The sequence below is a fragment of the Pseudofrankia coriaricola genome, assembly GCF_001854805.1.
Taxonomy (GTDB): domain Bacteria; phylum Actinomycetota; class Actinomycetes; order Frankiales; family Frankiaceae; genus Pseudofrankia.
Genome location: NZ_MBLO01000036.1, coordinates 109,094 through 135,484, shown reverse-complemented (window position 1 = coordinate 135,484; position 26,391 = coordinate 109,094). Strand labels below are relative to the sequence as shown.

Annotated in this window: 24 protein-coding genes and 1 pseudogene; 12 read left to right on the top strand and 13 right to left on the bottom strand. The window is 70.6% G+C overall.

The features are described from left to right. Nucleotides 1-7 precede the first annotated feature (7 nt). The gene (locus tag BCD48_RS52085) at nt 8-364 is read right to left on the bottom strand and encodes an MDR/zinc-dependent alcohol dehydrogenase-like family protein (protein WP_071047448.1); all 357 of its coding nucleotides are present in this window, start codon (nt 362-364) and stop codon (nt 8-10) included. Between the two features lie 44 nt (nt 365-408). Here BCD48_RS52085 and BCD48_RS54775 point away from each other — a divergent pair, with 44 nt between their 5' ends. After that, nucleotides 409-534: a hypothetical protein gene (locus BCD48_RS54775; protein ID WP_274536498.1), complete on the top strand. Its 126-nt coding sequence runs from the start codon at nt 409-411 to the stop codon at nt 532-534. A gap of 331 nt (nt 535-865) precedes the next feature. On the opposite strand, the gene BCD48_RS06890 is transcribed toward BCD48_RS54775, so the two are convergent. The 3 genes from BCD48_RS06890 to BCD48_RS06880 all read right to left on the bottom strand — a co-directional run bounded on the left by BCD48_RS06890 (nt 866) and on the right by BCD48_RS06880 (nt 3,714). Then, nucleotides 866-1,366, bottom strand: a complete 501-nt coding sequence (locus BCD48_RS06890) for a DinB family protein (RefSeq protein WP_198543127.1) — start codon at nt 1,364-1,366, stop codon at nt 866-868. A 144-nt stretch (nt 1,367-1,510) separates the two neighbouring features. Continuing rightward, nucleotides 1,511-2,065 carry a Uma2 family endonuclease gene (locus tag BCD48_RS06885; RefSeq protein WP_198543134.1) on the bottom strand — a complete coding sequence of 185 codons (555 nt, stop codon included), beginning with the start codon at nt 2,063-2,065 and terminating at the stop codon, nt 1,511-1,513. A gap of 122 nt (nt 2,066-2,187) precedes the next feature. Next, nucleotides 2,188-3,714 (bottom strand): acyl-CoA synthetase, encoded by a 1,527-nt coding sequence (locus BCD48_RS06880; RefSeq protein ID WP_083418269.1) that lies wholly within the window; start codon nt 3,712-3,714, stop codon nt 2,188-2,190. A gap of 330 nt (nt 3,715-4,044) precedes the next feature. Between BCD48_RS06880 and BCD48_RS06875 the strand changes: the two genes are divergently transcribed. Further along, nucleotides 4,045-5,628 (top strand): flavin-containing monooxygenase, encoded by a 1,584-nt coding sequence (locus tag BCD48_RS06875; RefSeq protein ID WP_071047604.1) that lies wholly within the window; start codon nt 4,045-4,047, stop codon nt 5,626-5,628. Between the two features lie 51 nt (nt 5,629-5,679). Here BCD48_RS06875 and BCD48_RS06870 read toward each other — a convergent pair whose 3' ends face one another. Further along, the gene (locus tag BCD48_RS06870) at nt 5,680-6,072 is read right to left on the bottom strand and encodes a nuclear transport factor 2 family protein (protein WP_071047446.1); all 393 of its coding nucleotides are present in this window, start codon (nt 6,070-6,072) and stop codon (nt 5,680-5,682) included. A 101-nt stretch (nt 6,073-6,173) separates the two neighbouring features. Here BCD48_RS06870 and BCD48_RS06865 point away from each other — a divergent pair, with 101 nt between their 5' ends. Beyond that, nucleotides 6,174-7,160, top strand: coding sequence for an SDR family NAD(P)-dependent oxidoreductase (locus BCD48_RS06865; RefSeq protein WP_071047445.1), 987 nt, complete (start codon nt 6,174-6,176; stop codon nt 7,158-7,160). Between the two features lie 24 nt (nt 7,161-7,184). Here the strand turns inward: BCD48_RS06865 and BCD48_RS06860 are convergent, their stop codons facing one another. Further along, on the bottom strand, nt 7,185-8,072 hold the full coding sequence (locus BCD48_RS06860) for an LLM class F420-dependent oxidoreductase (protein WP_071047444.1): 888 nt from the start codon (nt 8,070-8,072) through the stop codon (nt 7,185-7,187). A 147-nt stretch (nt 8,073-8,219) separates the two neighbouring features. Between BCD48_RS06860 and BCD48_RS06855 the strand changes: the two genes are divergently transcribed. Next, nucleotides 8,220-8,744 carry a nuclear transport factor 2 family protein gene (locus tag BCD48_RS06855; RefSeq protein WP_071047443.1) on the top strand — a complete coding sequence of 175 codons (525 nt, stop codon included), beginning with the start codon at nt 8,220-8,222 and terminating at the stop codon, nt 8,742-8,744. A 79-nt stretch (nt 8,745-8,823) separates the two neighbouring features. Next, nucleotides 8,824-10,032, top strand: a complete 1,209-nt coding sequence (locus BCD48_RS06850; protein WP_071047442.1) for an amidohydrolase family protein — start codon at nt 8,824-8,826, stop codon at nt 10,030-10,032. A 162-nt stretch (nt 10,033-10,194) separates the two neighbouring features. On the opposite strand, the gene BCD48_RS06845 is transcribed toward BCD48_RS06850, so the two are convergent. Then, entirely contained in the window at nt 10,195-11,574 is a 1,380-nt protein-coding gene (locus BCD48_RS06845) for a TetR/AcrR family transcriptional regulator (RefSeq protein ID WP_083418268.1), read from the bottom strand. A gap of 192 nt (nt 11,575-11,766) precedes the next feature. After that, the gene (locus BCD48_RS06840) at nt 11,767-14,232 is read right to left on the bottom strand and encodes a CoA transferase (RefSeq protein ID WP_071047441.1); all 2,466 of its coding nucleotides are present in this window, start codon (nt 14,230-14,232) and stop codon (nt 11,767-11,769) included. Between the two features lie 294 nt (nt 14,233-14,526). Here BCD48_RS06840 and BCD48_RS06835 point away from each other — a divergent pair, with 294 nt between their 5' ends. The 3 genes from BCD48_RS06835 to BCD48_RS06825 all read left to right on the top strand — a co-directional run bounded on the left by BCD48_RS06835 (nt 14,527) and on the right by BCD48_RS06825 (nt 17,043). Then, nucleotides 14,527-15,741: a cytochrome P450 gene (locus BCD48_RS06835; protein WP_083418267.1), complete on the top strand. Its 1,215-nt coding sequence runs from the start codon at nt 14,527-14,529 to the stop codon at nt 15,739-15,741. A gap of 9 nt (nt 15,742-15,750) precedes the next feature. Next, nucleotides 15,751-16,656: an LLM class F420-dependent oxidoreductase gene (locus BCD48_RS06830; protein ID WP_071047440.1), complete on the top strand. Its 906-nt coding sequence runs from the start codon at nt 15,751-15,753 to the stop codon at nt 16,654-16,656. A gap of 96 nt (nt 16,657-16,752) precedes the next feature. Next, a complete protein-coding gene (locus tag BCD48_RS06825) occupies nt 16,753-17,043 on the top strand; it encodes a DUF1330 domain-containing protein (RefSeq protein WP_071047601.1) in 291 nt (96 codons plus the stop codon). A gap of 151 nt (nt 17,044-17,194) precedes the next feature. Here BCD48_RS06825 and BCD48_RS06820 read toward each other — a convergent pair whose 3' ends face one another. The 5 genes from BCD48_RS06820 to BCD48_RS06800 form a co-directional block, all read right to left on the bottom strand. After that, nucleotides 17,195-17,386 (bottom strand): ferredoxin, encoded by a 192-nt coding sequence (locus BCD48_RS06820; protein ID WP_312627215.1) that lies wholly within the window; start codon nt 17,384-17,386, stop codon nt 17,195-17,197. Beyond that, nucleotides 17,383-18,678 carry a cytochrome P450 gene (locus BCD48_RS06815; RefSeq protein WP_071047438.1) on the bottom strand — a complete coding sequence of 432 codons (1,296 nt, stop codon included), beginning with the start codon at nt 18,676-18,678 and terminating at the stop codon, nt 17,383-17,385. The genes BCD48_RS06820 and BCD48_RS06815 overlap by 4 nt, the downstream gene beginning before the upstream one ends. Nucleotides 18,679-19,060: 382 nt before the next feature. Continuing rightward, on the bottom strand, nt 19,061-20,512 hold the full coding sequence (locus BCD48_RS06810; RefSeq protein ID WP_071047437.1) for an aldehyde dehydrogenase: 1,452 nt from the start codon (nt 20,510-20,512) through the stop codon (nt 19,061-19,063). Between the two features lie 260 nt (nt 20,513-20,772). Continuing rightward, nucleotides 20,773-21,693: an HpcH/HpaI aldolase/citrate lyase family protein gene (locus tag BCD48_RS06805; RefSeq protein WP_071047436.1), complete on the bottom strand. Its 921-nt coding sequence runs from the start codon at nt 21,691-21,693 to the stop codon at nt 20,773-20,775. A gap of 68 nt (nt 21,694-21,761) precedes the next feature. Beyond that, nucleotides 21,762-22,724: a TIGR03621 family F420-dependent LLM class oxidoreductase gene (locus BCD48_RS06800; protein WP_083418266.1), complete on the bottom strand. Its 963-nt coding sequence runs from the start codon at nt 22,722-22,724 to the stop codon at nt 21,762-21,764. Between the two features lie 318 nt (nt 22,725-23,042). Between BCD48_RS06800 and BCD48_RS06795 the strand changes: the two genes are divergently transcribed. From BCD48_RS06795 to BCD48_RS45645, 4 genes and pseudogenes are all read left to right on the top strand, one after another. Next, complete coding sequence (locus tag BCD48_RS06795; RefSeq protein ID WP_071047434.1) at nt 23,043-24,233, top strand: CaiB/BaiF CoA transferase family protein; 1,191 nt, start codon at nt 23,043-23,045, stop codon at nt 24,231-24,233. Between the two features lie 131 nt (nt 24,234-24,364). Further along, a complete protein-coding gene (locus tag BCD48_RS06790; RefSeq protein WP_071047433.1) occupies nt 24,365-25,660 on the top strand; it encodes an aromatic ring-hydroxylating oxygenase subunit alpha in 1,296 nt (431 codons plus the stop codon). 14 nt (nt 25,661-25,674) lie between these two features. After that, a complete protein-coding gene (locus tag BCD48_RS06785) occupies nt 25,675-26,016 on the top strand; it encodes a hypothetical protein (protein ID WP_071047432.1) in 342 nt (113 codons plus the stop codon). A 10-nt stretch (nt 26,017-26,026) separates the two neighbouring features. Beyond that, nucleotides 26,027-26,281, top strand: a pseudogene (locus BCD48_RS45645) (TauD/TfdA dioxygenase family protein); the annotation flags it as partial. Nucleotides 26,282-26,391 lie beyond the last annotated feature (110 nt).

Below are 26,391 nucleotides of genomic sequence, written 5' to 3'. Positions count from 1 at the left end.
CCGACGACTACCTGACCACGGTGATTCTCGACGGCCTGCGGGCCGGCGGCGGCCAGGCGGCGGAGCCCGACGCGCCGTCCGGCCAGCCCGGCATCCGGCCAGGAGGCTCCCGGTCCTGAGACGGCCAACGCCTCCGGGTGGCGCCCGCGACCAGCCCGGTCAGCTCACGTAGCTCGTCGCCGACCGGCCAGTGGCCCCAGTAGCCCTGCACCCGCCGGCGCGCCGGGCTCGCCAGGACATCCGGCGCGAGCACCGTCGGCTCGCCGGAGATCGCGCCGACCGCGACCGCCGCCCCGCCCTCGCCCAGCAGCGGCACGGCGGCCGCGAGGACGGCGCCACCGACGATGTCGATCACGATGTCCACCGGGCCCGCCACGTCCGCGAGGTCGGTGACGACGGCGGCCGGAAGTGCTCTCGGACGCCGCGCGTACCGCGACCGTGCTGACCGCCCACGGCATAGACCTCACCGGGCCGCAACAGACCAAGACGATCACCACCTGCCAGTTCTTCGACCCTCCGGAAACGGCGTGGTAGCGGGTTCGCACACTCCCGGCGGAAGACAGACGCCGACGTCGACGTCTCGCTCAGCCACTCGAACCGGCCCAGGCGGCATCAGCGCGCCGCGAGCTTGATCAGCGGTTGTGTATGCGGAAATGCGACAAATCGGGCGATGGCGCGCCCGACCGCATACCCAGCGGGAGATCACGGGCTCGACCCGGTCGGCGCCAGCATGATGATCGCCGGCTGGGTAGGGGAACGGGCGCCCCCGGTTCGCCGTCGGCCGGGTTTGAGCGGGGCGCAATGAGTAGCGGATTTCCAGCTTGACCCCGGCTTGACCCGTCGCAGTCGCGAGACGGGCGAGGGGTCAGCCGAGAACGCCGGTGGCGCCGTCGGTCAGCTCGCGCAGGATGTCGGCGTGGCCCGCGTGGCGGGCGGTCTCCTCGATCATGTGGACGTAGATCCAGCGCACCGACACCTCGCCCGCGTCTGGGTGCGGCACGACGTGGTCCAGCGCGAACCCGGCCGCCGCCGCACGGGACTGGGCGCAGGCTTGGTCGTACTCCTTGAGCAGCGCGCCCAGCGCGTCGGCGTCGGTGAGCGCCCAGGAGCTCTCGGGCAGATCCGGGTTCTCGCCCGTCAGCCGGTGAAACCAGTTGCGCTCGACCGTGGTCAGGTGCCGGACCAGGCCCGCGAGCGTGGTGGCCGACGGCACGAGCCGCCGCCTGGCCTCCTGGTCGCCGACGCCCAGCACCTTGTGCGCGACGACGTCCCGGTAGAAGTCCAGGAACGCCTCCAGGATCTCGCGTTCCCCGGCGGTGTTCGCCTGCATCACCCGCAGGGCCGGCGGGCGCGGAGATGGTTCCATGCCGAGGACCGTAGCCCGCGACACCATCCTGCGCGGCACCGGTGGAGATTCGATCCGTGGTCCGTGTACAGGCGTGCCGCCAGCGGGCCAGCAGCTATCTAGCCGGCCCCGGTCACGACCGTGGAGGGCGAAGGCCGCGCACGGCTACAGGTGGATCAGGTCGATCTTCACGGGGAACGGAGCCGTGGCCTCGACGATGCCCGTGTGACTGACGCCGGCGCGGTAGCTCGCAGTCGCCTGGTCGAGGGCATAGGTGTGCGCGAGCGGCACGCCGGATGGAGATACCTCGATCCGCCAGAAGAAGGGGATGCCGGCCCTGGCGTACTGGGTGGGCTTGAAGAACCGGTCGGTGGCCTCCGAGCCGGGTGACACGATTTCGACGACGAGCAGCACGTGCTCCGGACGGGTCGGATAGATATGAAGCGTGTCGGCGCGATACACGACGACATCCGGGCGCCGGACCGTGAGCGGCACGTCCTGCAATCTGACATCGAAGTCCGTATCCGCGATCCAGTCCGGCCGACCGGAGGCGTCCAGCGCGTTCGCGACGGTCCGGGCCAGCCGGTTGTGGTACTTCAGGGCGCTGGGGGCCACGACGACCATCCCGTCCACGATCTCGATGCCGGCGCTCTGCTCCTTGGACCACGAGTCGTACTGCTCCGCCGTGATCTGTTCGTGCATCCAGGCGGGAGCGACCATCTCCGTGCTCACGACGGCCTCCCGGGACTCCACAGCGATCCTCTGATCTCCCCTGTCAGGGTAGCGCGGCCGATCCATGGCACCGAGGCGTTGACGCGGTGACCAGGCTTCTCGGACCGCTCTTACGGCTGGCCGCGCAGCTCGCGCTTGAGGATCTTGCCTGACGGGTTGCGGGGGAGGGCGTCGATGAAGGTGACCGCCTTCGGCACCTTGAACTTCGCGAGGCTGCCGCGGCAGTGGTCGATGAGCTCGTCCGCGGTGACGGAGACTCCCGGCCGCGGCGCGACGAACGCGACCGGCACCTCGCCCCACTTCTCGTCGGGACGGCCGACGACGGCGGCCTCGAGCACCGCCGGGTGCTCGTAGAGGACGCGCTCGACCTCGGAGCCGGCGATGTTCTCCCCGCCGGAGAGGATCATGTCCTTGAGGCGGTCGACGATGAAGACGTAGCCGTCGGAGTCGCGCGTGCCGATGTCGCCGGTGTGGAACCAGCCGCCGGCGAAGGCACGGTCGGTCGCCTCGGGGTCCCGCCAGTAGCCCTTGAAGACCTTCGGCCCGCGCAGCACGATCTCGCCGGCCTCGCCGGCGGGCAGCGGCCGACCGTCCTCGTCCCAGATGTCGAGCTCCAGGTACAGGCATTCCCGGCCGACGCTGCCGCGCTTCGCGCGGATGCTGCCGGCGTCGAGGAAGGTGTCGCCGGAGACCGTCTCGGTGAGACCGTAGGCGTCGGCGAACCAGGCCGACGGGAAGACCTTCTGGATGCGGTCGATGAGGGGCAGCGGCATCTTCTCGCCGCCGCCGATGAGTACGCGGACCGAGGACAGGTCGCGCTCGTCGACCCCCGGCAGGTCGAGGACCGCGCGGACCATCGCCGGCGCCATCCACACCACGGTGATCCGTGACCGTTCGATGTCGCCCACCACGCGGGCGGCGTCGAAGGTCTGGTGGATGTGGGTCGTCCCGCCCGCCGCGATGATCGACGTGGTCACGAGGTCGAGGGCGCCCACGTGGTACAGCGGGCCGCAGGCGAGGCCGATGTCCGCGGCGGTGAAGCCGAACTCGGTGATGTGTGCGTAGTTCTTCCACGCGAGGTTGGCGTGCGTGATCATCACGCCTTTGGGGCGGCCGGTGGTGCCCGAGGTGTACATGAGCCGCTGGAGGTCGTCGCCGGCGGTCTGGGCGCGCTCGGCCGGCGGCGCCGAGTCGTCGCCGAGGTCGGCGAAGCGCTCCCACCCGTCGGGGGCCTCCGGCGCGATGGCGATGCGAGACAGGGCCGGCAGCTGCTTGGTCGCGTCGGTTCCGAGCGTGACCAGCTCGTGGTCCACCACGAGGGCGCGGGCCTGGGCGTGGTCGAGGATGTACTCCAGCTCCGGCGCGGCGAGCCGCCAGTTGAGCGGCATGACGGCCGCGCCGAGGTAGTTCGCCGCGAAGATCGTCGTCAGGAAGTCGACGCTGTTGTAGGCGAGCAGGGCGACGACGTCACCCGCGCCGATCCCGCGCGCCCGCAGGCCGGCGGCCACGGCCGCCGCGTCCTCGAGCGCCTGCCGGTAGGTGACGGTGGCGCCTTCATAGACGGCGAAGGACTTCTCCGGAGCGCGGTCCGCGTGGTGGGCGAGGACGCCGACCCAGTTCATGTCCGGAGCGCTCATCGTGCCTGCCTCCACCTAGTGATCTCGAGACAGCGGCCTCCGTGTGCGAAAGAAGATCATTTTCGCACACCCTTTGGCCTCTGGACCGACCGGTACAAACAGCGTGACGGTAGCCGGATCTCCCGGCCGGTTCAATGGGTGCCCGCGATGTCTCGGGCCAGGCGGGGGCCCGCCTGGCCCGTCCGGCCGGGAACTTCGTCGCCTTGACGCTCCTGAGCGCGTCGGGATAGCTTCATGGAATCTCTGGACCGGTCGGTACAAAAGATCTTGATTCAGAGAATCTCGATGCAAGAGATCTCCATGAGTGCCGCCGCGACCGATGTGGGAGACATGGGAAAAGCAGACGTCGACATCGTCATCGTGGGCGCGGGCATCCTGGGGATCAACCAGCTCTACCGTGCGCGGCGGGACGGGTACTCCGTGCAGTTGCTCGAACAGGGTGACGGCGTGGGCGGTACCTGGTACTGGAACCGCTACCCCGGGTGCCGCTTCGACTCCGAGAGCTACACCTATGGATACCTCTTCTCGGAGGAGCTCTGGCGCGAGTGGGAATGGAGCGAGGAGTTCGCCGCCCAGCCGGAGACCGAGCGTTACATCAACCACGTGGTCGACCGGTTCGACCTTCGCGGCTCCATCAGGTTCGGTAGCAAGGTCGTCGCCGCCGAGTGGGACGAGGCCTCGCGGACATGGACGACGCGGACCGCTGACGGTCACGTCGTCCGCTCGACCTACCTGATCGGCGCGACCGGCGTGCTCTCGGTGCCGTTCTACCCGGACGTGCCCGGCCGCGCCGAGTTCGCCGGCGAGCAATACCACACCGGGCGCTGGCCGGCGACACCCGTCGACTTCGCCGGCAAGCGCGTGGCGGTGATTGGCACGGGGTCCTCCGGCGTGCAGGTCGCGCCGCTCATCGCCGAGCAGGCGGCGTCGCTCACGCTGTACCAGCGGACACCGTCGTGGTGCACCCCGCTCAACAACCACCCGATCTCCGCCGAACAGCAGGCCGAGCTCAAGGCCAGCTTCGAGAAGATCCGGGACGCTCTCGCGGTCTCGGTCGCGGGCTTCCTGCACGAGCCCTCGGGCCGCAAGACCTTCGACGACACGCGGGAACAGCGCTGGGAGTTCTACGAGCGCGTCTGGAACAGCCCCGGGTTCGCCAAGATGAGCGGCAACTACGAGGACATGCTGCTGGACCCGAAGGCGAACAAGGAATGGTGCGACTTCCTCGAGGAGAAGATCCGCGGCCTCGTCAAGGACCAGGCGGTCGCCGACCTGCTCGTTCCCGACCTCGGGTACGGCGCCCTGCGGCCGCCGTTCGTCGCCGGCTACTACGAGATGTTCAACAACCCGGTCGTCGAGCTGGTCTCCACCCGCCACACCCCGTTCGTCCGCGTCACCGAGGCCGGCATCGAGACGACGGACGGACTGCGTGAGTTCGACATCATCGTCTGGGCGACCGGCTTCGACTTCGGCACGGGCGCGATGCTGCGGATGGGCATCCGCGGCGCGGACGGGCTGACCCTGAACGAGTACTGGGCGGACGGCCCGCATACCTTCCTGGGCGTGATGTGCCATCACTTCCCGAACTTCTTCTTCCCGGGTGGCCCGCATGGGGCGGCGGGCAACAACCCGCGCTACGGCGGCGACCAGGTCGACTTCGTCGCCGATCTGCTCGACCACGCGCGCGAACACGGCCACGACCGCATCGAGGTCCCGCTCGAGGCCGAGGAGAGATGGGCCGCCACGATGACGAAGGCCCTGCAGTACTCCACCTTCATCGAACACGGCCAGTACTACGGGACGAACGTGCCGGGCAAGCCACGGCGGTTCCTGCTGAACCCGGCCGGCCGGCCGGCCCTGCTGCGGGTGATGGCGAAATCCGGCGAGAGCGGCTACGCGGGCTTCCTTGCCTGACCGGGCCGAATCCTGGGCCACGCGGCCGCGTGGCCCAGGATCTCGAACCGCTCAGACGAAGACCAGCTCACGGCTCGCGAAGAGCCACTGCTCGCCGCTGGCGCGCAGGCGATCGGTGTAACGGCCGACGAGCCTGACCGACCAGCCCTTCTCGCCCTTGACCAGGAAGAGCAGGTCGCTCGTCGCCGACGCCGACTCGCCGTCGAAGTCGGTCACGTGGATGTTCAGCACGACGTGCCGCTGGGGCACCCCCGGCGTCAGCTTGGAGTAAGTCGCGCGGATCGCGTCGTGGCCGTGCAGCACCTCCGAGCCGGGGAAGGACGCCGACCCGTCGGGCAGGAACGTGGCGACGACGTCCTCGGTGCGGGCGTCGTCCACAGCCTGCGCGTACGCGGCGATGGTGTCGCGGATCCTCGCGACGGCATCGGCATAGTCGGCGCTCATGCGGCTCCTCCGGAGTAGGTTGACCGATCGGTACAAGAAAGCCTAGCGTCACGTCCGCCCTGGTGCGGGCGCCCGCCGTGGAGAGGAAGGGTGCCACCCCGATGAGCAGGATCTCCTTCGACGGACGGGTCGCGGCGGTGACGGGCGCCGGCCGCGGCATCGGACGGGCCTACGCGGTCTTGCTGGCCCAGCTCGGGGCCAAGGTGGTCGTCAACGACCTCGGCGGCTCCTCGACGGGCGCGGGGGCCGATCCGGCCCCGGCGAACAAGGTCGTCGACCGGATCCGTGCCGCCGGTGGCACCGCGATCGCGAACCTCAGCGACGTGTCGACCGTCGAGGGCGGACAGTCGGTCGTGGACGCCGCCATCGGCGAGTTCGGGCGCATCGACGTCCTGATCAACAATGCCGGGAACATGGTGTGGGCGGGCCTCCCTGACATCGACCTCGCCAATCTCGAGGCGCATCTGGACGTACACGTGAAGGGCTCGTTCAACACCGTGCGCGCGGCGTGGCCGTACATGGTGGAGCAGGACTACGGGCGCATCGTGCTGACGACGTCGATCGGCATGTTCGGGCTCTCGGACAACCTCGGCTACGCGACGTCGAAGGCATCGATGATCGGCATGGCCCGGAGCATGACCGCGGCGGCCGGCAAGCAGAACATCCGGATCAACTGCATCGGCCCGAACGCGATGACCCGGCTTGCCAACAAGCCCGCGGCCAGCGCCCCCACCGACGGCACCCCGACGGGCGATGCGCCGGTGGACGCCGCCCCGCGCAACGACGCCCCGATAAGCGAGGGATTCCGCCCCGTCTTGGACCTGAGCCCGGCCGCGGTCGCCCCCATGGTCGCCTACCTGGCGCACGAGGAGTGCGGGGTCAGCGGCGAGGTGTACCTGGCGGGTGGGGGCCGGTTCGCCCGGCTCTTCGTCGGTGTCACGGAGGGCTACCTCAACCCCGACCCGGCCAAGGTCGACGTCGACGACGTCGCCGCCAACTGGGCGGCCATCCAGGACGAGACCGGCTACTACGTGCCGAGCGACCCCGTGGACTGGTCGACGCACTTCATGAGCCACCTCTACGAGTAGCCACCTCTACGAGTAGCGGCGTCGCTAGCCGAGGACGGCGTCGGCTCGCTGCTTCATCTCGGCGATGAAGTCGAGGTGCTGGTCGAGGGTGGTCAGCCCGTTGCGGGCGCTGGTCACGGCGACGTCGGTCGCGCCGGCGTCGCGCAGCCGCGGGAGGGCCGCCACCGTCTGCCCGAGCCAGCTGCCCGGTTCGTTCGGCAGCAGGTTGAACAACGCCCGGAAGTCCTCCGGGGCGCGGCCCTCCGCGCGCAGCAGCTCCTGGACCCGCTGCCAGGCGAGCGTGGCCTCCTCGCGAAGTCCGTAGCCGAAGATGAACCCGTCGGCGAGGCGGGCCGCGCGGCGGAACGCGGCCTCGGACGAGCCGCCGAGCCAGATGGGGATCGGCCCGTTCGGCGGTGGACACAGGGCGGCGCGGTCGATCTGGTCGAACCGGCCGCTGAACTGCTGGGGCTCGCCGGACCACAGCCGGCGAAGGTAGGGGATCTGCTCGTCGAGCCGGCGGCCACGGGTGGTCCAATCCCGCCCGAGCGCGTGATATTCGACGGCGTTGTAGCCGATGCCGACGCCGAGCCGCAGCCGTCCATCCGAGAACAGGGCGACGTCGGCCGCCTGCCGGGCGACCAGGACGGTCTGGCGCTGGGGGAGCACCAGGATGCCCGTGACGAGCTCGATCCGCCGGGTGACGGCGGCGAGGTAGCCGAAGGCGACCAGCGGGTCGTGGAACGGGTCCTTCTCGTCATAGGAGCGCTCCGGCAACGGCGGCTGCCGGTCCACGCCGTGGACGGCGCCGACGACGTGGTCGTACAGCAGCAGATGGTCGTACCCGAGCTGCTCGGCGGCCACCGCGAACTGGCGGAGCGCCTCGGGATCGCCGGCCAGCTCGTTCTGCGGGAAGGTGACGCCCAGCCTCATCCAGATCGCCTCCGTAGTCCCTGCACGGGGCCCCTCATGGTCGCGGCGCAGTGCGTCCGAGCCCTGGCGGCCCAGGTCGACGGTTCATATGATGCACCTGGCCGTGCACTATATGGTCCACACCGAGCGGAGAGCGATCAGACGACGGTGAGCGGCACGGAGGCCCAGACGCTGGCGGAGCTCGCGGCGCGTGAGGCGATTCGCCAGCAGCTGCACAACTACTGCCGCGCGATGGACCGCCGCGACGACGAGCTCGGATACGCCGTCTGGCACGAGGACGGCACGGCGGACTACGGCGCGTCGGTCTTCCAGGGCGCGGGCCGCGACTTCGTGGATCAGGTGTCGCGAAACCATCTCCGGCGCTCGGCGCACTCCCACCAGATCGCGACCATCGGGATCGAGGTCCGGGGGGACCGCGCGGCCAGTGAGTCGTACGTCACGGTGCGCCTTCGCACCGCCGTGGCCGGTGGCTTCACCGAGGAGCTCTACGTCGGCCGCTACCTGGACCGCTGGTCGCGCCGGGACGGCCGGTGGGCCGTCGACCATCGCGTGTGGGTCCTGGAATTCGACGAGCAGGACCGGCCGGCGACGGCCCGGCTGCCCGGTGGTGGCAGCCGCGACACCGCCGACCCGTCCTACGAGCTGTTCCGCGGCCTGCGCGCCGACACCTGAAGCGCGGCCTCCGGGCAGGAGGCTTCGCCATCCTGCCCGGGTGTTGACACGAGTGTTAGAAACGCCCTATGGTCGGAACATGACCAGTGCCAGGTTCCCTGTGTTCGACGCGGACAACCACCTGTACGAGACGCGCGATGCACTCACGAAGTACCTGCCCGACAGGTACAAGGGCGCCATCGACTACGTCGACGTGCACGGCCGCACGAAGATCGTGGTGCGGGGGCAGATCTCGAACTACATTCCGAACCCGACGTTCGATGTGGTCGCGCGCCCCGGTGCCCAGGAGGAGTACTACCGGAAGGGAAATCCGGACGGTAAGAGCCGCCGGGAGATCTTCGGCGCACCGATCAAGGCGCTCCCGGCCTTCCGCGAGCCGGCCGCGCGCCTGGAGCTCATGAACGAGCAGGGCGTCAACCGCACGCTGCTGTTCCCGACCCTCGCCAGCCTGGTCGAGGAGCGCATGCGCGACGACCCGGACCTGATTCACGCGGTGGTCCACTCGCTCAACGAGTGGATCTACGAGACGTGGCAGTTCAACTACGAGGACCGGATCTTCACCACGCCGGTCATCACCCTGCCGATCGTGGACAAGGCCCTCGAGGAGCTGGACTGGGTGATCGAGCGCGGCGCCAAGGTCGTGCTCATCCGGCCCGCGCCGGTGCCGGGTTTCCGTGGCTCGCGGTCCTTCGGTTTCCCCGAGTTCGACCCGGTGTGGCAGAAGATCGTCGACAACAACCTGGTCGTCGGCATGCACTCGTCCGACTCGGGTTACGAGCGCTACACCAACGACTGGTACGGCAACAACAGCGAGTTCCTGCCGTTCCAGCCGCAGGCGTTCCGCATGCTCTCCGCGTGGCGCCCGATCGAGGACTCCGTGGCGGCCCTGGCCTGCCACGGCGCGCTCACCCGGTTCCCGGACCTGAAGGTCGCCGTCATCGAGAACGGCGCCGCCTGGGTGGCTCCGCTGATGAAGGCGCTGAAGGACCTCTACAAGAAGATGCCGCAGGACTTCCCGGAGAACCCGGTCGAGGCCATCCGCCGCTGCATCTACATCTCCCCCTTCTGGGAGGAGAACTACGCGGAGCTCGCCGAGCTGCTCGGTGAGGAGCACGTCCTGTTCGGGTCGGACTACCCGCACCCGGAGGGCCTGGCCGAGCCGGCCAAGTACGCCGAGGACCTGCTGGCCTACATCGACGACGAGGAGCGGGTCGCCAAGTTCATGGGCGGCAACATGGCCAAGCTCCTGGGCTACCCGGCAAAGCTCGAAAGCCCCGTCGGCGTCTGAGACGCGACGGGAGCCGCACGAGTCCCGGACGTTCGAGTCCATCGCTCCGGACCGGTGCCGCGCCGATGACGCGGTACCGGTCCGGAGCTTTTTTCAGAGCGGGCGGGAGACCGGCCACGACGGCCCGTGACTCGGCCGCGGGGCCGTGTGTCTGGCCGTCCGTCAGGTGGATGCGCGCTGCTGGCCGAGCAGGCCGCCCTCGAGCACGTGGACGGCGGCCTCCAATGTCTCCGCCGAGCGGTGGCCGCCGCCGAACACGTCCAGCAGCGCCATCGCCACGATCGCCTCGGCGTCGACGTCGCCGAAGCCACGCGGCGCCAGGAAGTGGGCGAGCTGGCGGCGGCCCCAGTCGAGGGCCGCGGCCGCGTCGGTGCCGAGCACCGCCTCGTGCAGTGTCGCGTCGACCCAGATCCTGATGATCCCGGCCTCGGAGACCTGCGTCTCGTTGTACGTGCGCAGCCAGTCCCGCAGGGCCGCCGTCGACCAGGCCTTTCCTGACCCGGGCGCGGGTGGTGTGGGGATCGCGGCGAGCGTGCTGGACAGCGGCGTCATCGCGGTCAGCACGAGAGTGCGCGCGAGGTCGGCCTTGTTGGCGAAGTAGCGGTAGAAGATGCCGTGCGACAGGCCGGCGGCCGCGGCCACGTCGTCGACGCGGGCGCCGTGGTACCCACGCTTGTTGAAGACCTCGTACCCGGCCGAGAGCAGCGCGTCGTAGGTGGCCCGCGCGGCGTCGGTGAGCGCGGAGCGCCGGGCCGGCGCCGCGCCCGCCCGGCGGTCGAAGTCGATGAACGGCACCTCGCCGGCGTCGTGGCCGTGCGCGTTCACGCCGGGAACGAGGCCGAAGAAGGCCCGGTGGATGACGTCCGCGAGCGCGTCCTCGACCCGCGCGCGGGGGTACGCACGCGGGGCCGCGTGGCGCAGGATCTCGGCCGAGTAGTAGGTGCGGGCCGTGGCACCCAGGAGCAGGCCGATCACCGCGTCGGCCTCGTGGTGGGCCAGCGTGGTCGAGGTGAGTCTGGACCGGATCAGCGCGATGTTCGTCGTCGCGGCCTGCACATTGAGCGCCTTGAGGCTCAAGGTCTCCCTGGCCGCGCTCTCGAAGACGTGGAACACGGCGCCGAAGTGCTCGTAGATGTCCGCGTACCGTTCCACCCACTCGCGGATCGTCGTCCAGCCCGCCGCGTCCGGGGTCAGCGGCCCCATCGCCTCGACCGAGGCGCCGACCTGGCGGGCCACCTGCCCGGCCAGATACCGAAGCACGTCCTCCTTGCTGGAGAAGTACTGGTAGAACGCCACCCGGGAGCAGCCGGCGCGCTTGGCGAGGTCGGCGACGCTGGCGGTGTGGTAGCCGCCCTCGCCGAACACCTGCAGCGCCGCCGCCACGATGCGCTGCTGGGTGAGCCGCCCGCGCTGACCGACCGTGGGGTTGTTGGCGAACGGGACGCGGCGGGCGATCGACTCCGGCGCGGGTACACCCCCTGCGTCGACGATGGGTGCCCGCTCCACGGGCCGGCCCGCTGAGCGGGTCGGATCGCTCGCCATGATCCTGTCAGTATCTCAAATTGAACGAGAACGAACGTACGGACTTCACCAGCGACCTGGAGCGTGTGACGAAGGCTTGGCCGTCACTGGCCATCAAGCGAAGGCCTGGCCATGAGACGAAGGCCTGGCTACGAAGCCGACGACCGGCCACGAGCCCGGCCTGGGAACGGGCGGGCTCGTGGCCGGGAGGCGTCAGCCAGGCGTGCCGACGGCGCGCGGTGCCTCGGCGGGGATCGCGCCGCCGGCGGCGAGGGCCGCGCGGGCGTCCGCGTCGAAGCCGACGGCGTCGAGGACCTCGGCGGTGTGCTCACCGAGGCCGGGGATCGCGACCCGTACGGCGGGGCGGCCCTCGGGGCCCAGCCGCAGCGCGAACCCGGGCTGCTCGGTCAGGCCACGCGCTCCCCAGTCGAAGGCGACCGTGCGGCCGAGCTCGCGGTCCACCGGGTCGTCGACGATGTTCGAGACGAATCCCGACCGGTCCACCTCGGCGACCAGCTCCGCCGGCACGCCGGCCGCGCGCAGCCGGGCTGTCCAGGCCGCCGCGCCGTCCTCGCGGAAGGCGGCCTCGAGGATCTCCTCGGCGGGCTGGCGCTCGCCCGGCAGGGTCCGCAGCGGTGGCGGCGTCGCGGGCAGGTTCGCGAGCAGCGTCCCCCGCCCCGCCGGCAGACCGGCCGTGACCGCGTCGCGCAGGCGCCCCCACGCCTCGGCGTCCGGGACCGCGAGGGCGAGCCAGGCGCCGTCACCAGCCTGGTAGATCCGGTAGGCCGCGCCGTAGCCGGTCTGCTCGGCGTCGAGCGCCGGCCCGGCGACCACCGTGGCCCCGCCGGCCGGCGCGCCGTCCGAGCCCGGGCCGCCCAGGCGGGTCGGGCCGCCCGCGTCAGCCGGGTCGCTCGCGTCGGCTGGGTCGCCGGCGTTGACGACGAACGCGCCGGACTTCAGCATCAGGCCGGCCCCGAGCAGTGACGTGCTGACGGACTGCCCGCCGCCGTGGCGGCGGCGCGCGTACAGGCCCGCGAGGATCCCGCAGGCCGCGACCCAGCCGCTCGCCGAGTCGATCGCGCCCCAGACGAGGAACGTCGGCGCCTGGCCGGCGCCGCCCTGGGAGCCCTCGACACCGGAGAGCGCCTGCATGAGGTGGTCGTTGGCCGGCAGCTTCGCGCGCGGGCCGGTCGCGCCGAAGCCGCTCGCGTGGCAGTAGACGGCGTTCGGGTTGGCAGCGCGCACGGTGGCCTCGTCGTAGCCGAGCCGTTCGGCGAGCCCCACCCGCGCGTTGTGGTGGACGACGTCGCTGTCGCGGAAGAGCGCGGCGAGGACGCCCGCGGCGCCGGGCGCCTTGAGGTCGAGCGCGACGGCCCGCTTGCCGCGCTGGCCGGCGGCGAACATGGGCTCCATGTTCCGGTGGATGTCGCCGGTCACCGGCTCGACCTTGACGACGTCGGCGCCCAGTTCCGCCAGCACCGCCGTCGCGACCGGCCCGGCGAGGTAGGCGGACAGGTCGAGCACCCGCACACCCGACAGCAGCCGCCCGGTGCCCGCCGTGGGGCCGTTCGTCGGCGCGGGGACGGGCGAGGCGGCGGGGGCCGCGGGGGTGACGCGCGCTATCGGGCCTAGGACGGTGATCCGGCCGTGGTCGGGGTCGCCATGGCCGACGGACAGCCCGGTGCGGCGTACGTGGTCGTCCAGGAGCGCCTCGCCGGGGCGCAGCACCGGCTCGCAGCGGAAGTTGTGGCCGGCGAGGTCGGCGAGCCAGGCGGCGCGGGGTCGGCCCGCGAACGCCGCGGCCCAGCGGGCGCCGCGCTCGACCATCGCGCCGCTCATCAGGTCGGCGTTGTAGCCGCGCTCACTGGGAGGCTCGCCGAGGTACGCGAGGAACTCCTCGTAGGCGCCCTTGGCGCCGAACCAGAGCTGGATGTACTCGCCGTCGGCACACCGGTAGGCGAGGCTCTCCTTGGGGCCTTGATCCTTCCAGAGCAGCGTCGTCGTGGGGGAGGGGTGCTCCACGCGGCCGATGATCATGGGGAGCAGGGCGCGCAGGCCGTCGGCGAGCGAGGTCTCCGCCCAGCCGCCGCGCCCGGTCGCGGCCCGCTCGTAAAGCCCGGCGAGCGCGCCGACCGTCGCCGCGAGCCCCGCGCCCGCGCTCGCGACCGTGAGGTCCGCGAAGGCCGGGCGGCCAGGCTGGTGGCATCTGATCTGGGTGAGCAGCCCGGTGCGGGCGGCGAGCAGCAGCTCCAGGTCGGCGAGCGCGCCGCGAGCGGTGTAGCTGGGCCGGGTGCGGACCACCACCAGGGCCGGGTTGGCGCGGGCGAGGTCCGGGTAGCCCAGCCCGCGGCGCTCGATCGCCTCCTCCGGGCCGGTGAGGAACAGGACGTCGGCGGACCTGGCGAGCGCCGCGGCCGTCGTCGCGGCGCCCTCGGGGTCCGCGTCGTCGTCGACCTCGACGATCTCCTTCCCGCGGTCCCAGACACGGGCGAACTCCACCCCGGTGTCGAGCGCCGGTCGCCGTGCCGAGCGGACCCGGGTCACCTGGGCACCGAAATCGCGCAGCATCGCACCCGGCAGGCTACCGGCCAGGCCGGCCCCGACCACGCTGGTACCGAAGGCGACCTCGACAACTCGTATGCCGGCAAGCGGGCCCTGACCCATCGTCTCGGTGGTCATCCGCGTTCCTTCCGCCTCGCGGCGGCCGGCACCGGGCTGGCCGCGGATTTATCATTAATGAGTAGATACTCATCGGCCGGTGCAGATGCGCGCAACAGGCGACCTGCCCTTCGCCTGCCCGCCCGCGGCCGGAAGCGGCCGTGGGCGGCCGTCGGCGATGACTCGGCGCGCGGCGGAGGCGTCCACCATGGTTGCCTCGGCCTTCATATCGGTGACATGCTGCTGCCGCGAATATGGCTTGGCTGCCGCTGTGGCCGGTGGTCGGTGCCCTGGGGCGGATGGAGGCGTTCAGGCGTGACGGAGCTCGACTTATCGGCCGCCGTGGCGGACCGGGGGGTCTACTACGACCCCTACGACGTGGAGATCGACAACGACCCGTACCCGGTGTGGAAGCGGATGCGCGACGAGGCGCCGCTGTACCACAACGCCGAGCACGGCTTCTACGCCCTGAGCCGGTGGGACGACGTCGACGAGGCGCTCGTCGATCACCGGACCTATCTGTCCGGCCAGGGCTCCGTCCTGGAGATGATCAAATCTGACGCGCCGATCCCGCCGGGCATGATCCTGGCCGAGGACCCGCCGCTGCACGACCTGCACCGCGCGCTGCTGTCCCGGGTGTTTACCCCGAAGCGGATGGCCGCCCTGGAGCCGCGGGTGCGCGAGCTCACCGTTCGCACGCTGGACCAGTTCGTTGGCGAGCCGGGGTTCGACTTCGTCGCCGACCTGGGCGCCTACATCCCGATGCGGGTGATCGGCATGCTGCTCGGCATCCCCGAGAGCGACCAGGAGGCGATCCGAGACCGGAGCAACGCGCGCCACACTCTCAGGCAGGGCGAGGTCCCGAGGATCTCCGACATGACCGCCTCGATGGCGGAGTTCGCCGAGTACGTCGACTGGCGGGTCGACCACCCGTCGGACGACCTCATGACCACGCTGCTGAACGTCGAGTTCCGCGACGAGACCGGGACGACCCGCCGGCTGAACCGTACCGAGATCCTTCTCTACGTCATTCTGCTGGCCGGCGCCGGCAATGAGACGACCCGCCGGCTGATCGGCTGGACCGGCCAGCTGCTCGCCGACCACCCGGACCAGCGCCGGGCGATCGCCGCCGGCACCTCCACGGTCAACCAGGCGATCGAGGAGATCCTGCGCTACGAGTCGCCGTCGCCGGTGCAGGCCAGGGTCCTGTCGCGGGACGTCGAGCTGCACGGCCAGGACGTGGCGGCGGGCAGCATCGTGCTGTTGCTGAACGGCTCGGCCAACCGGGACGAGCGGCGCTTCCCCGACGCCGACAGGTTCGACATCAACCGGGACGCCGAGCGCCATCTCGCGTTCGGCCGGGGCATCCACTTCTGCATGGGCTCCTCGCTTGCCCGCACCGAGGGCAGGGTTGTGCTGGAGGAAGTGCTCAAGCGGTGGACGGACTGGGAGGTGGACTATCCGAACGCGGTCCTCGACCACACGTCCACGACACGCGGTTGGATGCGTCTGCCGATCCGCACGGTGTAGGAGGGTTATATGCGCTTCATCCTGCATTACCCGGAGACCAACGGGACCAGCCGCGACATGCTCGACGCCGGGCCGCTGGACGAGGTCGCCGTCGCCGCCGAGAAGGCCGGCTTCGACGCGATCTCGCTCACCGAGCACCCGGTACCCGGCGCCAAGTGGCTGGAGACGGGCGGGCACCAGAGCCTTGACCCGTTCGTCGCGCTCGGCTTCGCGGCGGCGGCGACCACCCGGCTGCGGCTGATGACGAACCTGGTCGTCGCGCCGTACCACAACCCGTTCACGCTGGCGAAGGCCGCCGCGACCGTCGACAAGCTCTCCGGCGGCAGGTTGATCCTGGGCATGGGCACGGGCTACCAGAAGTCCGAGTTCTTCGCCCTCGGCGTCGACCTGGCGGAACGGGCCGCGCTGTTCGACGAGACGCTCGACGTGCTGCCGCTGCACTGGCGCGGCGAGCCGTTCAGCTACAAGGGCCTGCACTTCGACGCCCGCAACGTCATCGCCCGGCCGAAGCCCGTCCAGGACCCGATCCCGATCTGGGTCGGCGGCAACTCGGGCCGTGCCCGGCGCCGCGCCGCCGAGAAGGGGCAGGGCTGGCTGCCAATGATGGCCAGCCCCCAGGTGGCCGTCACCGCCCAGACGATGGCGATCACCTCGCGGGAGCAGCTCGCCACCCTGATCCAGGGAGTCAAGGACGCGGCCGCCGCCGCCGGGCGCCCCGGTCCGCTGGACTTCACGTCGTCCTACAACGACGCCACGTTCACCGACGCGCCGACGGCGGACGCCGACCGGCACCGCGAGCAGTGGGCGGAGCTGGAGAAGATCGGGGTCACCTGGCTGGTGATCTCCTGCCACTCCACCTCCCCCGAGCAGACCTTCGACTTCATCGAGGCATTCGGCGGGACATACCTGTCCTGACCGGGGACCGGCCCGGCGATGACGGCGGCTGCGCGTGGTGGAGGGCTGTGGTTGCATCGCCGCGGGACGTTTTGTGCGGACATGAAGGAGCGGGCCATGCCGAAGGCGTATGTCGTGTTGACAGAGGCGATCAAGGACCCGGACGGGATGGCCGAGTACGCGAAGGTCGCCGGGGCTTCGTTCGCGGGCGTCGCCGGGCGGCCACTCGCCCTCGGCCCGGTCTCCGAGGTCCTTGAGGGCGAGTGGCATGGCAACCAGACGGTCATCCTCGAGTTCGACTCGGTCGAGGAGGCCAAGGCCTGGTACACGTCCGAGGCCTATGCCAAGGCGATCCCGCTGCGCCAGGCCGCCGCGGACTGCAATGCCGCGATCGTTCCCGGCTTCTGACACGAAGAAGCTTCTGAGACGAAGAAGAGCGCCGACGGGCGAGCCGGCCCTGGGCGTCGAGCTGAGCGAGCCTGGCTGGCGGTCTGTCCGATAACGACGAAGGGGCGGTGGTGGGCCTGAGCCCACCACCGCCCCTTGGCGCGTCGGCGTGTTACTCGACGGTGATGGCCCGCTCGGGGCAGTGGCCCGAGACGGTGCGGACCTCCGCCTCGAGATCCGCGGGCACCTCGTCGACCAGGACCTCGCCGTAGCCGTCGTCGCTGATGCCGAACACCGCCGGGCACTCCGCCGCGCAGACGCCGTGCCCGCGGCAGATGTCCTCGTCGATGAAGACCTTCATCATGCCTCGCTCGGGTTCTCCGCCGGGGTGAACTCCAGGCGTAGGTACCCGAGGCCGCGCAGGATAAAAGTCGGCAGGTACCGGTACTTGCGGGCGTCCGCGGGGCCGTGGACGGTCTCGTCGACGCGGATGTCGCTCGTGCGGGCGAGCAGCCGCTCGATCGCGACCCGGGCCTCGGCACGGGCGAGCGGGGCACCGGGGCAGGTGTGGATGCCGCGGCCGAACGCGATGTGGTGCCGGGAGTTCGGCCGGCTGATGTCGAACTTGTCCGCGTCCTCGAAGTGCCGCGGGTCGCGGTTGGCCGCGCCGTTGACCACCATGAGTGTGGCGCCGGCGGGGACGTCCACGCCGCCCACGGTCGTCGGCACCTTGGCGAGCCGGAAGTCGCCCTTGATCGGGCTCTCCGTCCGCAGCGTCTCCTCGAGGAAGTTCGAGATGAGGCCGGGCTCGGCGCGCAGCCTGGCCTGCAGCTCGGGGTCCTCGGCGATCAGCTTGCCCGCGGTGCTGACGAGGCGGACGGTGGTCTCCTGGCCGGCCGAGAACAGGTTCGCCGCGACCCGCACGGCGTCCATCACCTCGGGCGTCGACCCGTCGGGGAACGTCGCCTGCGCGAGCCCGGTGAGCACGTCGCCGCGCGGCTCCTTGCGGCGGTCCTCGATGTAGACCTTGAACTTCTCGTAGAGGAACTCCAGCGGGGTGTGCGAGATCGACTCGCCGCTGGTGCCGCCGATGGTGCCACTGGCGGCCCGGTTCAGGTGGCTGACGAACTCGGCGTGGTCCTCCTCGGGTACGCCGAGCAGGTCGGCGATGACCAGGAGCGCGAGCGGGCCGGCGAAGTCGCCGATGAACTCGCCCTTGCCACCCTCGAGAAGGCTGTCGAGCAGCCGGTCGGTGATGACACCCATCCACTCCTCGTTCTCGCGGAGGCGCTTGGGGGTGATCATCTTCATCAGCAGCGCGCGATGGTCGGTGTGCAGCGGCGGGTCCATCGTCGGCAGCTGGTCGAAGAACGGGAGCGAGTCCCGGTGCTGCGCGATCAGCTCGGCGACGTCGTCGCGGCCCTCGATGGGGACCGGAAACCCCGGGAACGGGCCGGTCACCGAGGTGCAGGACGAGAAGTTCTCGCTGTCCTGCAGGACCTCGATGCCCTCGTCGTAGCCGGTGACCATCACGACGTTGTGGTGCGGCTCCCGGTGCACGGGGCACTTGGACCGCAGCTCGTCGAAGTAGGGGTACGGGTTATCGACAAGCTCCTTGCCCAGGAAGAAGTCCAACGACTCGAGGTCGTTCGCCACTGAAGGCTCCCTTCGACACCGCGACGCCGGCCGGGCGCGGGACCTGTTTCTCCGCCGCCAGAGGGGGCAACGGCGTTAAAAAGTGCTGAGAGCAGCATTCTCGACTAACGGAAGCTGCTATCTCAACCTACCGTACGACGCCCGCGCGGCAGACGCGTCCGAGACCGAAACGACCGCGGCCGGCCGGCATGACACCGTCCGGCCGCGGCGCCTTCCGCGTGGGCACACAGCGCAAACCCAGCCACAGAAGGTGACAGCGCATCGGCGCAGCGCCAACGCAACCACCCCGTCGGCCCCAGATCGGGCCAGCCACCGCCACATGGCCTCACCCCGGACCAGCGCAGGGAGGGCGCCCTAGCGCCCGACACGCGGGCGAGCGCGTTCAGCGCCTCGCCGCGATCGAGATCGACTTGGAGTCGAGGAAGCCCTCGATGCCTTCCTTGCCCAGCTCGCGGCCGATGCCGGAGGCCTTCACGCCGCCGAACGGCGCCGCCGGGTCCATGCTGTAGGCCTCGTTGACGCCGAAGGTGCCGCTGCGCACCCGCCGGGCGACCCCGAGGCCGCGCTCGACGTCGGCGGTCCACACCGAGCCGGACAGGCCGTACTCGGTCGCGTCGGCGATCCTGACGGCCTCGGCCTCGTCGGTGTAGGGGATGACGGACAGGACCGGGCCGAAGATCTCCTCCTGCGCGATGCGCATGGAGCTGTCGACGTCGGCGAACAGCGTCGGCCGGATGTACCAGCCGCGGTCGACGCCGGCGGGCAGGTCGGCGCCGCCGGCGACGAGCCGGGCGCCCTCCTTCTGGCCGACCTCGATGTAGCCGCGGACCCGCTCCTGCTGGCGCTGGGCGACCAGCGGGCCGACCGCGGTGGCGGGGTCGGTCGGGTCGCCCGTGGGCAGCGACTCGACCATGGCGGCGAGCGCGTCGACATACTCGGCGTAGCGCGACCGGGGGACCAGCACCCGGGTCTGGGCGACGCAGGCCTGACCGCTGTTCATCAGGCCGGCGACCTCGACGCCCTTGGCCATCGCTGCCGGGTCGGCGTCGTCGAGTACGACGGCGGCGGACTTGCCGCCCAGCTCCAGGCCGACCCGCTTGAGGTTCGCCCCGCAGGCGGCGGCGACCTTTCGGCCGGCGGCGGTGGAGCCGGTGAACGAGACCTTGTCGATCCCCGGGTGCGAGACCAGGTACTCGCCGATCTCGCGGCCGGCGGGCAGGATGCTCACGACACCCGGCGGGATGTCGGCCTGCTCCAGCAGGCCAGCGAGCCAGTACGCGTCCAGCGGCGTCTCCGGCGACGGCTTCAGCACGACCGAGCAGCCGGCGAGCAGCGCGGGGACCAGCTTGCCGATCGTCAGGTGCATCGGCATGTTCCACGGGACGATCGCGCCGACGACGCCGACCGGCTCCTTGCGTACCAGGATGTCCTGGCCGTAGAAGCCGGGACGCTTCTCCTCCCAGACGAGGTTCTCGGCGATGCCCGCGAAGGCGTTCATCATGAACATCGGGATGGCGACGTGCCCGACCTTGGCGAAGCTGATCGGCGCGCCCATCTCGGCGGTGATCAGGCTGGCGAGCTCGGCGCGGCCCGGCTTGTAGAGCGCGGCGAGCCGGCGGACCGCCGAGACCCGCTCCGCCGGGTCGAGCCGGGGCCAGGGGCCCTCGTCGAACGCCGTCCGCGCGGCGGCCACCGCCTTGTCGACATCCGCCGGCGTCGGCTCGGCGATCCTGGCGATGACCTCCTCGGTGGCCGGGGAGATGACGTCGAACGTGTCCGGGCCGCTCGGTGCGACCCACTCGCCGCCGATGAACAGACGATCCTGAACCTGCATGGTTCCTCCGGTTGCCCTTCGCTTCCTGGTGCCGGTCGCGCGGTAGGGCGCCTTCTACTGCCTTCTTGCGCTGTGCATCGTGCGGTTACCTTTCGCTTCCTGCTGCCGGTCGCGCGGTAGGGCGCCTTCTACTGCCTTCTTGCGCTATGTGTCGGGTTGGCTTGAAGCGGCGGTCGCGTTCGGGTCGGGTTCCCTGGCGGCCCCGGCCCGGCCCTGGGCGGGCGGACGCGAGGCAGCGGTGGCGGTTGGTTTCCGGTGGTCTAGACCTCGTCGATCAGGCCGGCCAGCGCCGCGCGGTGCAGCACGTTGGCGGCCAGGCGCATGTGGGCGGCGTCGACGAGCCGGCCGTCGCGCCCGATCGCGCCGACCCCGTCGCGCTCGGAGGCGCGGTAGACCTCGATCGAGTCCCGGGCCTCGGTGATCTGCGCCGCCGTCGGGGCGAAGACCTCGTTCGCGATGGGCACCTGGGACGGGTGGATCGCCCACTTGCCGTCGAAGCCGAGCAGGCTCGCGTGCGTCGCGGCCCGGCGGTAGCCGTCGGGGTCCTTGTAGGCGGGGTAGGGCGCGTCGATCGCGTCGATGCCGGCGCCGCGCGCCGCCGCGAGCACCTGTACGCGGGCGAAGTGCCAGAAGTCGCCGGGGTAGTCGCCGAGTGGGTCGAAGTTGCCGTTCACCCGGGCGTGCAGCGACGCCGACAGGTCGCCGGCGCCGAAGATGATGGCCTCCAACCGGGGGCTGGCCTTGGCGATCTCGGGCGCGTTCGACAGGCCCTCGGCCTCCTCGATGAGCACCTCGAGGCCGATCCGCCTGCGCAGGCCGAGCTTGGTCTCCAGCTGGGTGAGCAGGACGTCGACCCACCAGACGTCGCGGGCCGAGCGCGCCTTGGGCACGATCAGGACGTCGACGGCCTCGCGGGCACCGGTGACGATCTCGATGATGTCGTCGTGGCACCACTCGGTGTCCAGCCCGTTGACGCGGACGGCCCGGACGGTGTGGCCCCAGTCCTGGCCGGTCAGCGCCTTGACGGCGATGCCCCGGGCGGACGCCTTCGCGGGCGGCGCGCAGGCGTCCTCCAGGTCGAGGAAGACCAGGTCGGCCCCGGACGAGCCGGCCTTCATGCACATCTTCTCGCTGCTGGCCGGCGTCGCCAGCTCCGAGCGGCGGGCGCGCGGTTCGCGCACGGGTCCTCCTGGGTTTCTGCCGACTGGGTTCCTGCCGGGCCGGGACCGGGGCCTGGGTGCCCGGAGGGCTACTTGCTGGTCAGCTGGGCGGCGATCGGCGCGAAGCTCTCCAGCTGGTCCCACTGGATGGTCACGTAGTTGATGCCGAAGGCCTCACGGCGCGCAAGCAGTTGGTCGGCCATCTCGTCGGCGGTGCCGACGAGCACGTTCGGGTGCGCGGCGGTCACGTCCGGCGTGGTCTTCATCCACCCGGCCAGCTTCTCGAACACCGCCGCCTTGTCCGTGGTGATCTCGGAGAAATACGGTGAGCTCTCGATGTCGAGCTCGCCCACGCGCTCGGGCGCGGCCGACCGGACGTAGTCGACCCGGCGGGCGAGCTCCTCGTTGGGGGTCAGCCCGTCGTCGTTGCGGGCGCTGAAGTGCACGTTGGAGATGCTGACGATGTCGGCCTCGCGGGCGGCGAACGAAAGCACTCGCTTCTTGCCGCCGCCGATCATGATCGGCGGGCGCGGCAGCTGCACGGGCGCCGGCAGGCCGCGGTAGCCGGAGACGTTGACATGGTCGCCTTTGATCTCGATGGGCTCGCCGGACCAGTGCGCCTTCGCCAGGGCGACGACCTCGACGAGCTTGTCGATGCGCCGCGGCGCCGGGGCGAAGGTGAGGCCCATGGCGTCGTACTCGGCCCCGTTCCAGCCCGCCCCGATGCCGAACTCGAGCCGGCCGTCGGAGAGCAGGTCGATCGTCGCCGCCTCCTTCACCAGCGCGGCCGGCACGTGGTAGTCGACGCAGAAAACCCGGCAGCCGACCCGCAGGGAGGTGGTCACCGCGGCGGCGGCGGTCATCGCGGCGAGCGGGGCCAGGTGCTGCGGCGGCATACTCGCCGCCCGTGCCACGGGGCCGGGGCCCAGGTAGTGGTCGGCCACGAAGAGTGTCGAGTACCCGAGGTCCTCCGCCTTCCGGGCCAGGTCGCGCCACGCGGTGCCGGACGCGGCCTTGGTGCCCTGGACGGCGAAGCGGAACGGACGGACCATTGGCATGGCGCGATTATACGATGCTCGCAGAACTATAGGACGACCTACGATTTGTGGTAGCGTCGTTCTCGCCAGCGTACGCTGATCGTTCTCATCATGACGGGCTGATCATTCTCGTATGAGAGACGACCGTTCTTCTGGAGGGCGTGATGACGGGAGCCCCGCCCGCGTGGCGTGCCCGCCGGAACGCCGTGGCGCTCCTTCGCGACCGGCCCGGGTGGTGCCGGAAGAGTGGAGGGCGTTCCCGCGCCTCGCCCTGATCCGGCCGGTAACCCGATCTTCGATCTCGCCCGCCCGTCTCGTCAGAAGGTCCACGGCATGCATGCGCTCGACGGAGTCAAGGTCCTCGATCTCGGCACCTTCCTGGCCGGCCCGTTCTGTGCGACGGTGCTCGGCGAGTTCGGCGCCGAGGTCGTCAAGGTCGAGCGCCCCGGCGTCGGCGACCACCTGCGCCGGTTCGGCAGTGATACGGAGTGCGGCGACACGCTCGTCTGGCTCTCGGAGGCGCGCAACAAGCGGTCGGTGACGATCAATTTCGCCGACCCGCGCGGCCAGGAGCTGCTCCGTGAGCTGATCGCCTGGGCGGACGTCGTCATCGAGAACTTCCGGCCCGGTGTCCTGGAGAAGTGGGGCCTGGACTTCCCGACGATCCAGGAGATCAACCCCGGCGCGATCCTGCTGCGGGTGTCCGCCTACGGGCAGTCGGGCCCGCTGCGGAACCTGCCGGGCTTCGCCCGGATCGCGCACGCGTTCTCGGGCCTGGCCTACCTCGCCGGCGAGCCGGGCGGCATCCCGGTGACGCCCGGCTCCACCTCGCTCGCCGACTACATGTCCGGCATGTACGGCGTTATCGGGGTGCTGATGGCACTGCGGGCCAGGGAGAGCACCGGGCGCGGCCAGGTCGTCGACATCGCGCTGTTCGAGACGATCTTCCGGGCGCTCGACGAGCTGGCGCCGGCCTACCAGAAGAACGGCTTCGTCCGGGAGCGGATGGGCGCCGACACGGTGAACGTCGTGCCGCACAGCCACTACCGGACCGCCGACGGCCACTTCGTGGCGATCGCCTGCTCGCACGACGACATGTTCGCCCGGCTGGCGCGGGCAATGGACCGGCCCGAGCTGTCCGCCCCCGACCTCTTCGGGCCGAAGCAGAATCGGCTCGCGGCCCGCGACGTGGTCAACAAGCTGGTGACCGACTGGGTCGGCTCACTGTCGTGCGACGAGGTCGTGGCCCGTTGCCGCGCGGCCGAGGTGCCGGCCGGCAAGCTCTACTCGATCGCCGACATCTTCGACGACGAGCAGTACCAGCACCGCGGGACGATCACGGTGGAGGAGTCGCGGATCGGCCCGCTCGCGGTGCCGGGAGTGATCCCGGCGCTGTCGGAGACCCCGGGCGAGATCCGCTGGCTCGGCCCTGAGCTCGGCGAGCACACCGACGCGGTCCTCGGCGAGATCCTCGGCCGCTCGGCCGAGCAGATCGCCCAGCTGCGCGCGGACGGCGTCGTCTGATGGCTGCCGTCTCGGCTTGGCGGTGCGGCCCGCGCGCCGTCCCCGTCACATCCACATCCTGATCACCGCAGCATCGCTGATCGGCGCCGGATTCCGTCCGGTCCGAGATCATCCCTGGAGGGGGTGGAGAAATGTCCAGCATCGAGAAGCTGGCGACCGGCCGGGCCAAGTACACGTTGGATTACCCGGAACTTGGCACCGGGCCCGTCAGCTACGAGGACTCGATCTCCGAGGAGTTCTACCAGGCCGAGCATGAGGCGATCTTCAGGCGGACCTGGCTGAAGGTCGGCCGGGTCGAGCAGCTGCCACGCAACGGCACGTTCTTCACCCGCGAGTTCAGGGGCCTCGGGTCGATCGTGATCAGCCGGCACACCGACGGCGAGGTCTACGCGCTGCACAACGTCTGCGCGCACCGCGGCAACAAGGTCGTGTGGCAGGAGCACCCGGGCGAGGAGTCCAAGGGCTCCGCGCGCCAGTTCCAGTGCAAGTACCACGGCTGGCGCTACGGCCTCGACGGCAGGTGCAGCTACGTCACGAAGCGGGACCAGTTCTTCGACTCGCTGCCCGACGACGAGCTGGGGATGCCCCAGCTGCGCTGTGAGGTGCTGGCCGGGTTCATCTTCGTGAACTTCAGCCAGGACGCCCCGACGCTGCGGGACTTCCTCGGCGAGAAGCTGGTCACCGAGCTCGAGGCGTGGCCGTTCGAGAAGTTCACCAACCACTGGGGCTTCAAGACCCTCATCAAGGGCAATTGGAAGATCGGGATCGACGCCCTGCTGGAGTGGTACCACCCGGCGTACGTCCACGGGCGGTTCCTCAACGCGGACATGTCGAAGGCGGAGAAGCTCGTCCCGCCGATGGACTCCTACCACTACGACCTGTTCGCCCCGCACATGCTGACCTCGGTCCCCGGCCCGCCGCCGCTGAAGAAGCGGACGCAGTCCGTCGGCCCCGCCCAGCGCGACCAGGACTGGGTCTACCGGCTGTTCCGCGGCGGCATCTTCGGCCCGGACGACCTGCCGGAGGACATCGACTACCTGACCCCCGAGCGCAACCCGGGCAACATCCAGTACTGGAGCAACGACCAGTACTGGCTGTTCCCGAACCTGTCGATCCAGCTGTGGCACCGCGGGTACTACATCACCTACCAGTACATCCCGGAGTCGGTCGGCACGCACTCGTACGAGGTCGACATCTACTTCCCGGAGCCGAAGAACGTCACCGAGCGGCTCGGTCAGGAGCTGGTGGTCGACAGCACCATCGAGTTCGCGATGCAGGACACGAACACGGTGGAGGCGACCTGGTCGGCGCTGAACAACCGCGCGCAGGGCACCTTCCACCTGTCCGACATGGAGCTGATGATCCGCCAGTTCCACCACGTCGTCCGGGAAGCCGTCGCCGCCCACCAGGCCGGTAAAGAGAAGTAGAAGGAGCCCACGAGATGAGCACCACGACGGGCACCCTGCCCGGGAAGTTCAGTGTTCTCGAGCCCTGGGTCGAGGACTGGGCGCTGGCGTCGCGGCCCGAGCGGTACGCGAAGCGGCTGACGAAGACGATCGACGAGCTGGGCGAGTTCTACGACGCGATCGCGCCGCTGGCCGAGGAGGCGATCGCCTACCTCGACACGTTCGAGGTGAACGACCTGCCCGAGGCGGAGACCCGGCTGCTGCACCTGCTCTACTCGATGATCATGGTTTCGTATCCGGTGAACATCTTCAAGCAGCCCCGTATCCCGGACTCGGGGGCGGCGTTCTTCAACGCCACCGTCGAACCCGCCATCTGAGTGGGCCAGGAGACGAACGCGCGATGAGCGTCACCAGGACGCGGATCACGCCGACCACCGATCGGCCGACGAGGGCGAGTCGCTGCTCGGCCGGCTGCTCACCTGGGCGGCACAGCCACAGTTTGTGGTACGCCACAAGTGGCGGCGTGGCGACCTCGTCATCTGGGACAACACGGGCATGTTGCACCGGGCGCTGCCCTACGGCGAGACCTCCAGCCGGCTGATGCACCGCACCTCGATCGCCGGGGACGAGGCCATCTCCTAGGCTCCGCACACCCGGGGCGGGTGCCCGCGGCGCCGCGGCGCCGCGCCGCGCGCGGCCGGGCCGCCGTGGGCACCCGCCCGCCACTCAGGCCGATCAGGGCACATTCAGGA

Coding starts and splice junctions, on each gene's coding strand:
- BCD48_RS06825 (WP_071047601.1), top strand. CDS start 16,753: ATGCCGAAGGCGTATGTCGTGTTGACAGAGGCGATCAAGGACCCGGAC.
- BCD48_RS06845 (WP_083418268.1), bottom strand. CDS start 11,574: ATGGCGAGCGATCCGACCCGCTCAGCGGGCCGGCCCGTGGAGCGGGCA.
- BCD48_RS06865 (WP_071047445.1), top strand. CDS start 6,174: ATGAGCAGGATCTCCTTCGACGGACGGGTCGCGGCGGTGACGGGCGCC.
- BCD48_RS06830 (WP_071047440.1), top strand. CDS start 15,751: ATGCGCTTCATCCTGCATTACCCGGAGACCAACGGGACCAGCCGCGAC.
- BCD48_RS06785 (WP_071047432.1), top strand. CDS start 25,675: ATGAGCACCACGACGGGCACCCTGCCCGGGAAGTTCAGTGTTCTCGAG.
- BCD48_RS06850 (WP_071047442.1), top strand. CDS start 8,824: ATGACCAGTGCCAGGTTCCCTGTGTTCGACGCGGACAACCACCTGTAC.
- BCD48_RS06800 (WP_083418266.1), bottom strand. CDS start 22,724: ATGGTCCGTCCGTTCCGCTTCGCCGTCCAGGGCACCAAGGCCGCGTCC.
- BCD48_RS06890 (WP_198543127.1), bottom strand. CDS start 1,366: ATGGAACCATCTCCGCGCCCGCCGGCCCTGCGGGTGATGCAGGCGAAC.
- BCD48_RS06870 (WP_071047446.1), bottom strand. CDS start 6,072: ATGAGCGCCGACTATGCCGATGCCGTCGCGAGGATCCGCGACACCATC.
- BCD48_RS06810 (WP_071047437.1), bottom strand. CDS start 20,512: ATGCAGGTTCAGGATCGTCTGTTCATCGGCGGCGAGTGGGTCGCACCG.
- BCD48_RS06840 (WP_071047441.1), bottom strand. CDS start 14,232: ATGACCACCGAGACGATGGGTCAGGGCCCGCTTGCCGGCATACGAGTT.
- BCD48_RS06860 (WP_071047444.1), bottom strand. CDS start 8,072: ATGAGGCTGGGCGTCACCTTCCCGCAGAACGAGCTGGCCGGCGATCCC.
- BCD48_RS06790 (WP_071047433.1), top strand. CDS start 24,365: ATGTCCAGCATCGAGAAGCTGGCGACCGGCCGGGCCAAGTACACGTTG.
- BCD48_RS06820 (WP_312627215.1), bottom strand. CDS start 17,386: ATGATGAAGGTCTTCATCGACGAGGACATCTGCCGCGGGCACGGCGTC.
- BCD48_RS06880 (WP_083418269.1), bottom strand. CDS start 3,714: ATGAGCGCTCCGGACATGAACTGGGTCGGCGTCCTCGCCCACCACGCG.
- BCD48_RS06875 (WP_071047604.1), top strand. CDS start 4,045: ATGGGAAAAGCAGACGTCGACATCGTCATCGTGGGCGCGGGCATCCTG.
- BCD48_RS06795 (WP_071047434.1), top strand. CDS start 23,043: ATGCATGCGCTCGACGGAGTCAAGGTCCTCGATCTCGGCACCTTCCTG.
- BCD48_RS06885 (WP_198543134.1), bottom strand. CDS start 2,065: ATGGTCGCTCCCGCCTGGATGCACGAACAGATCACGGCGGAGCAGTAC.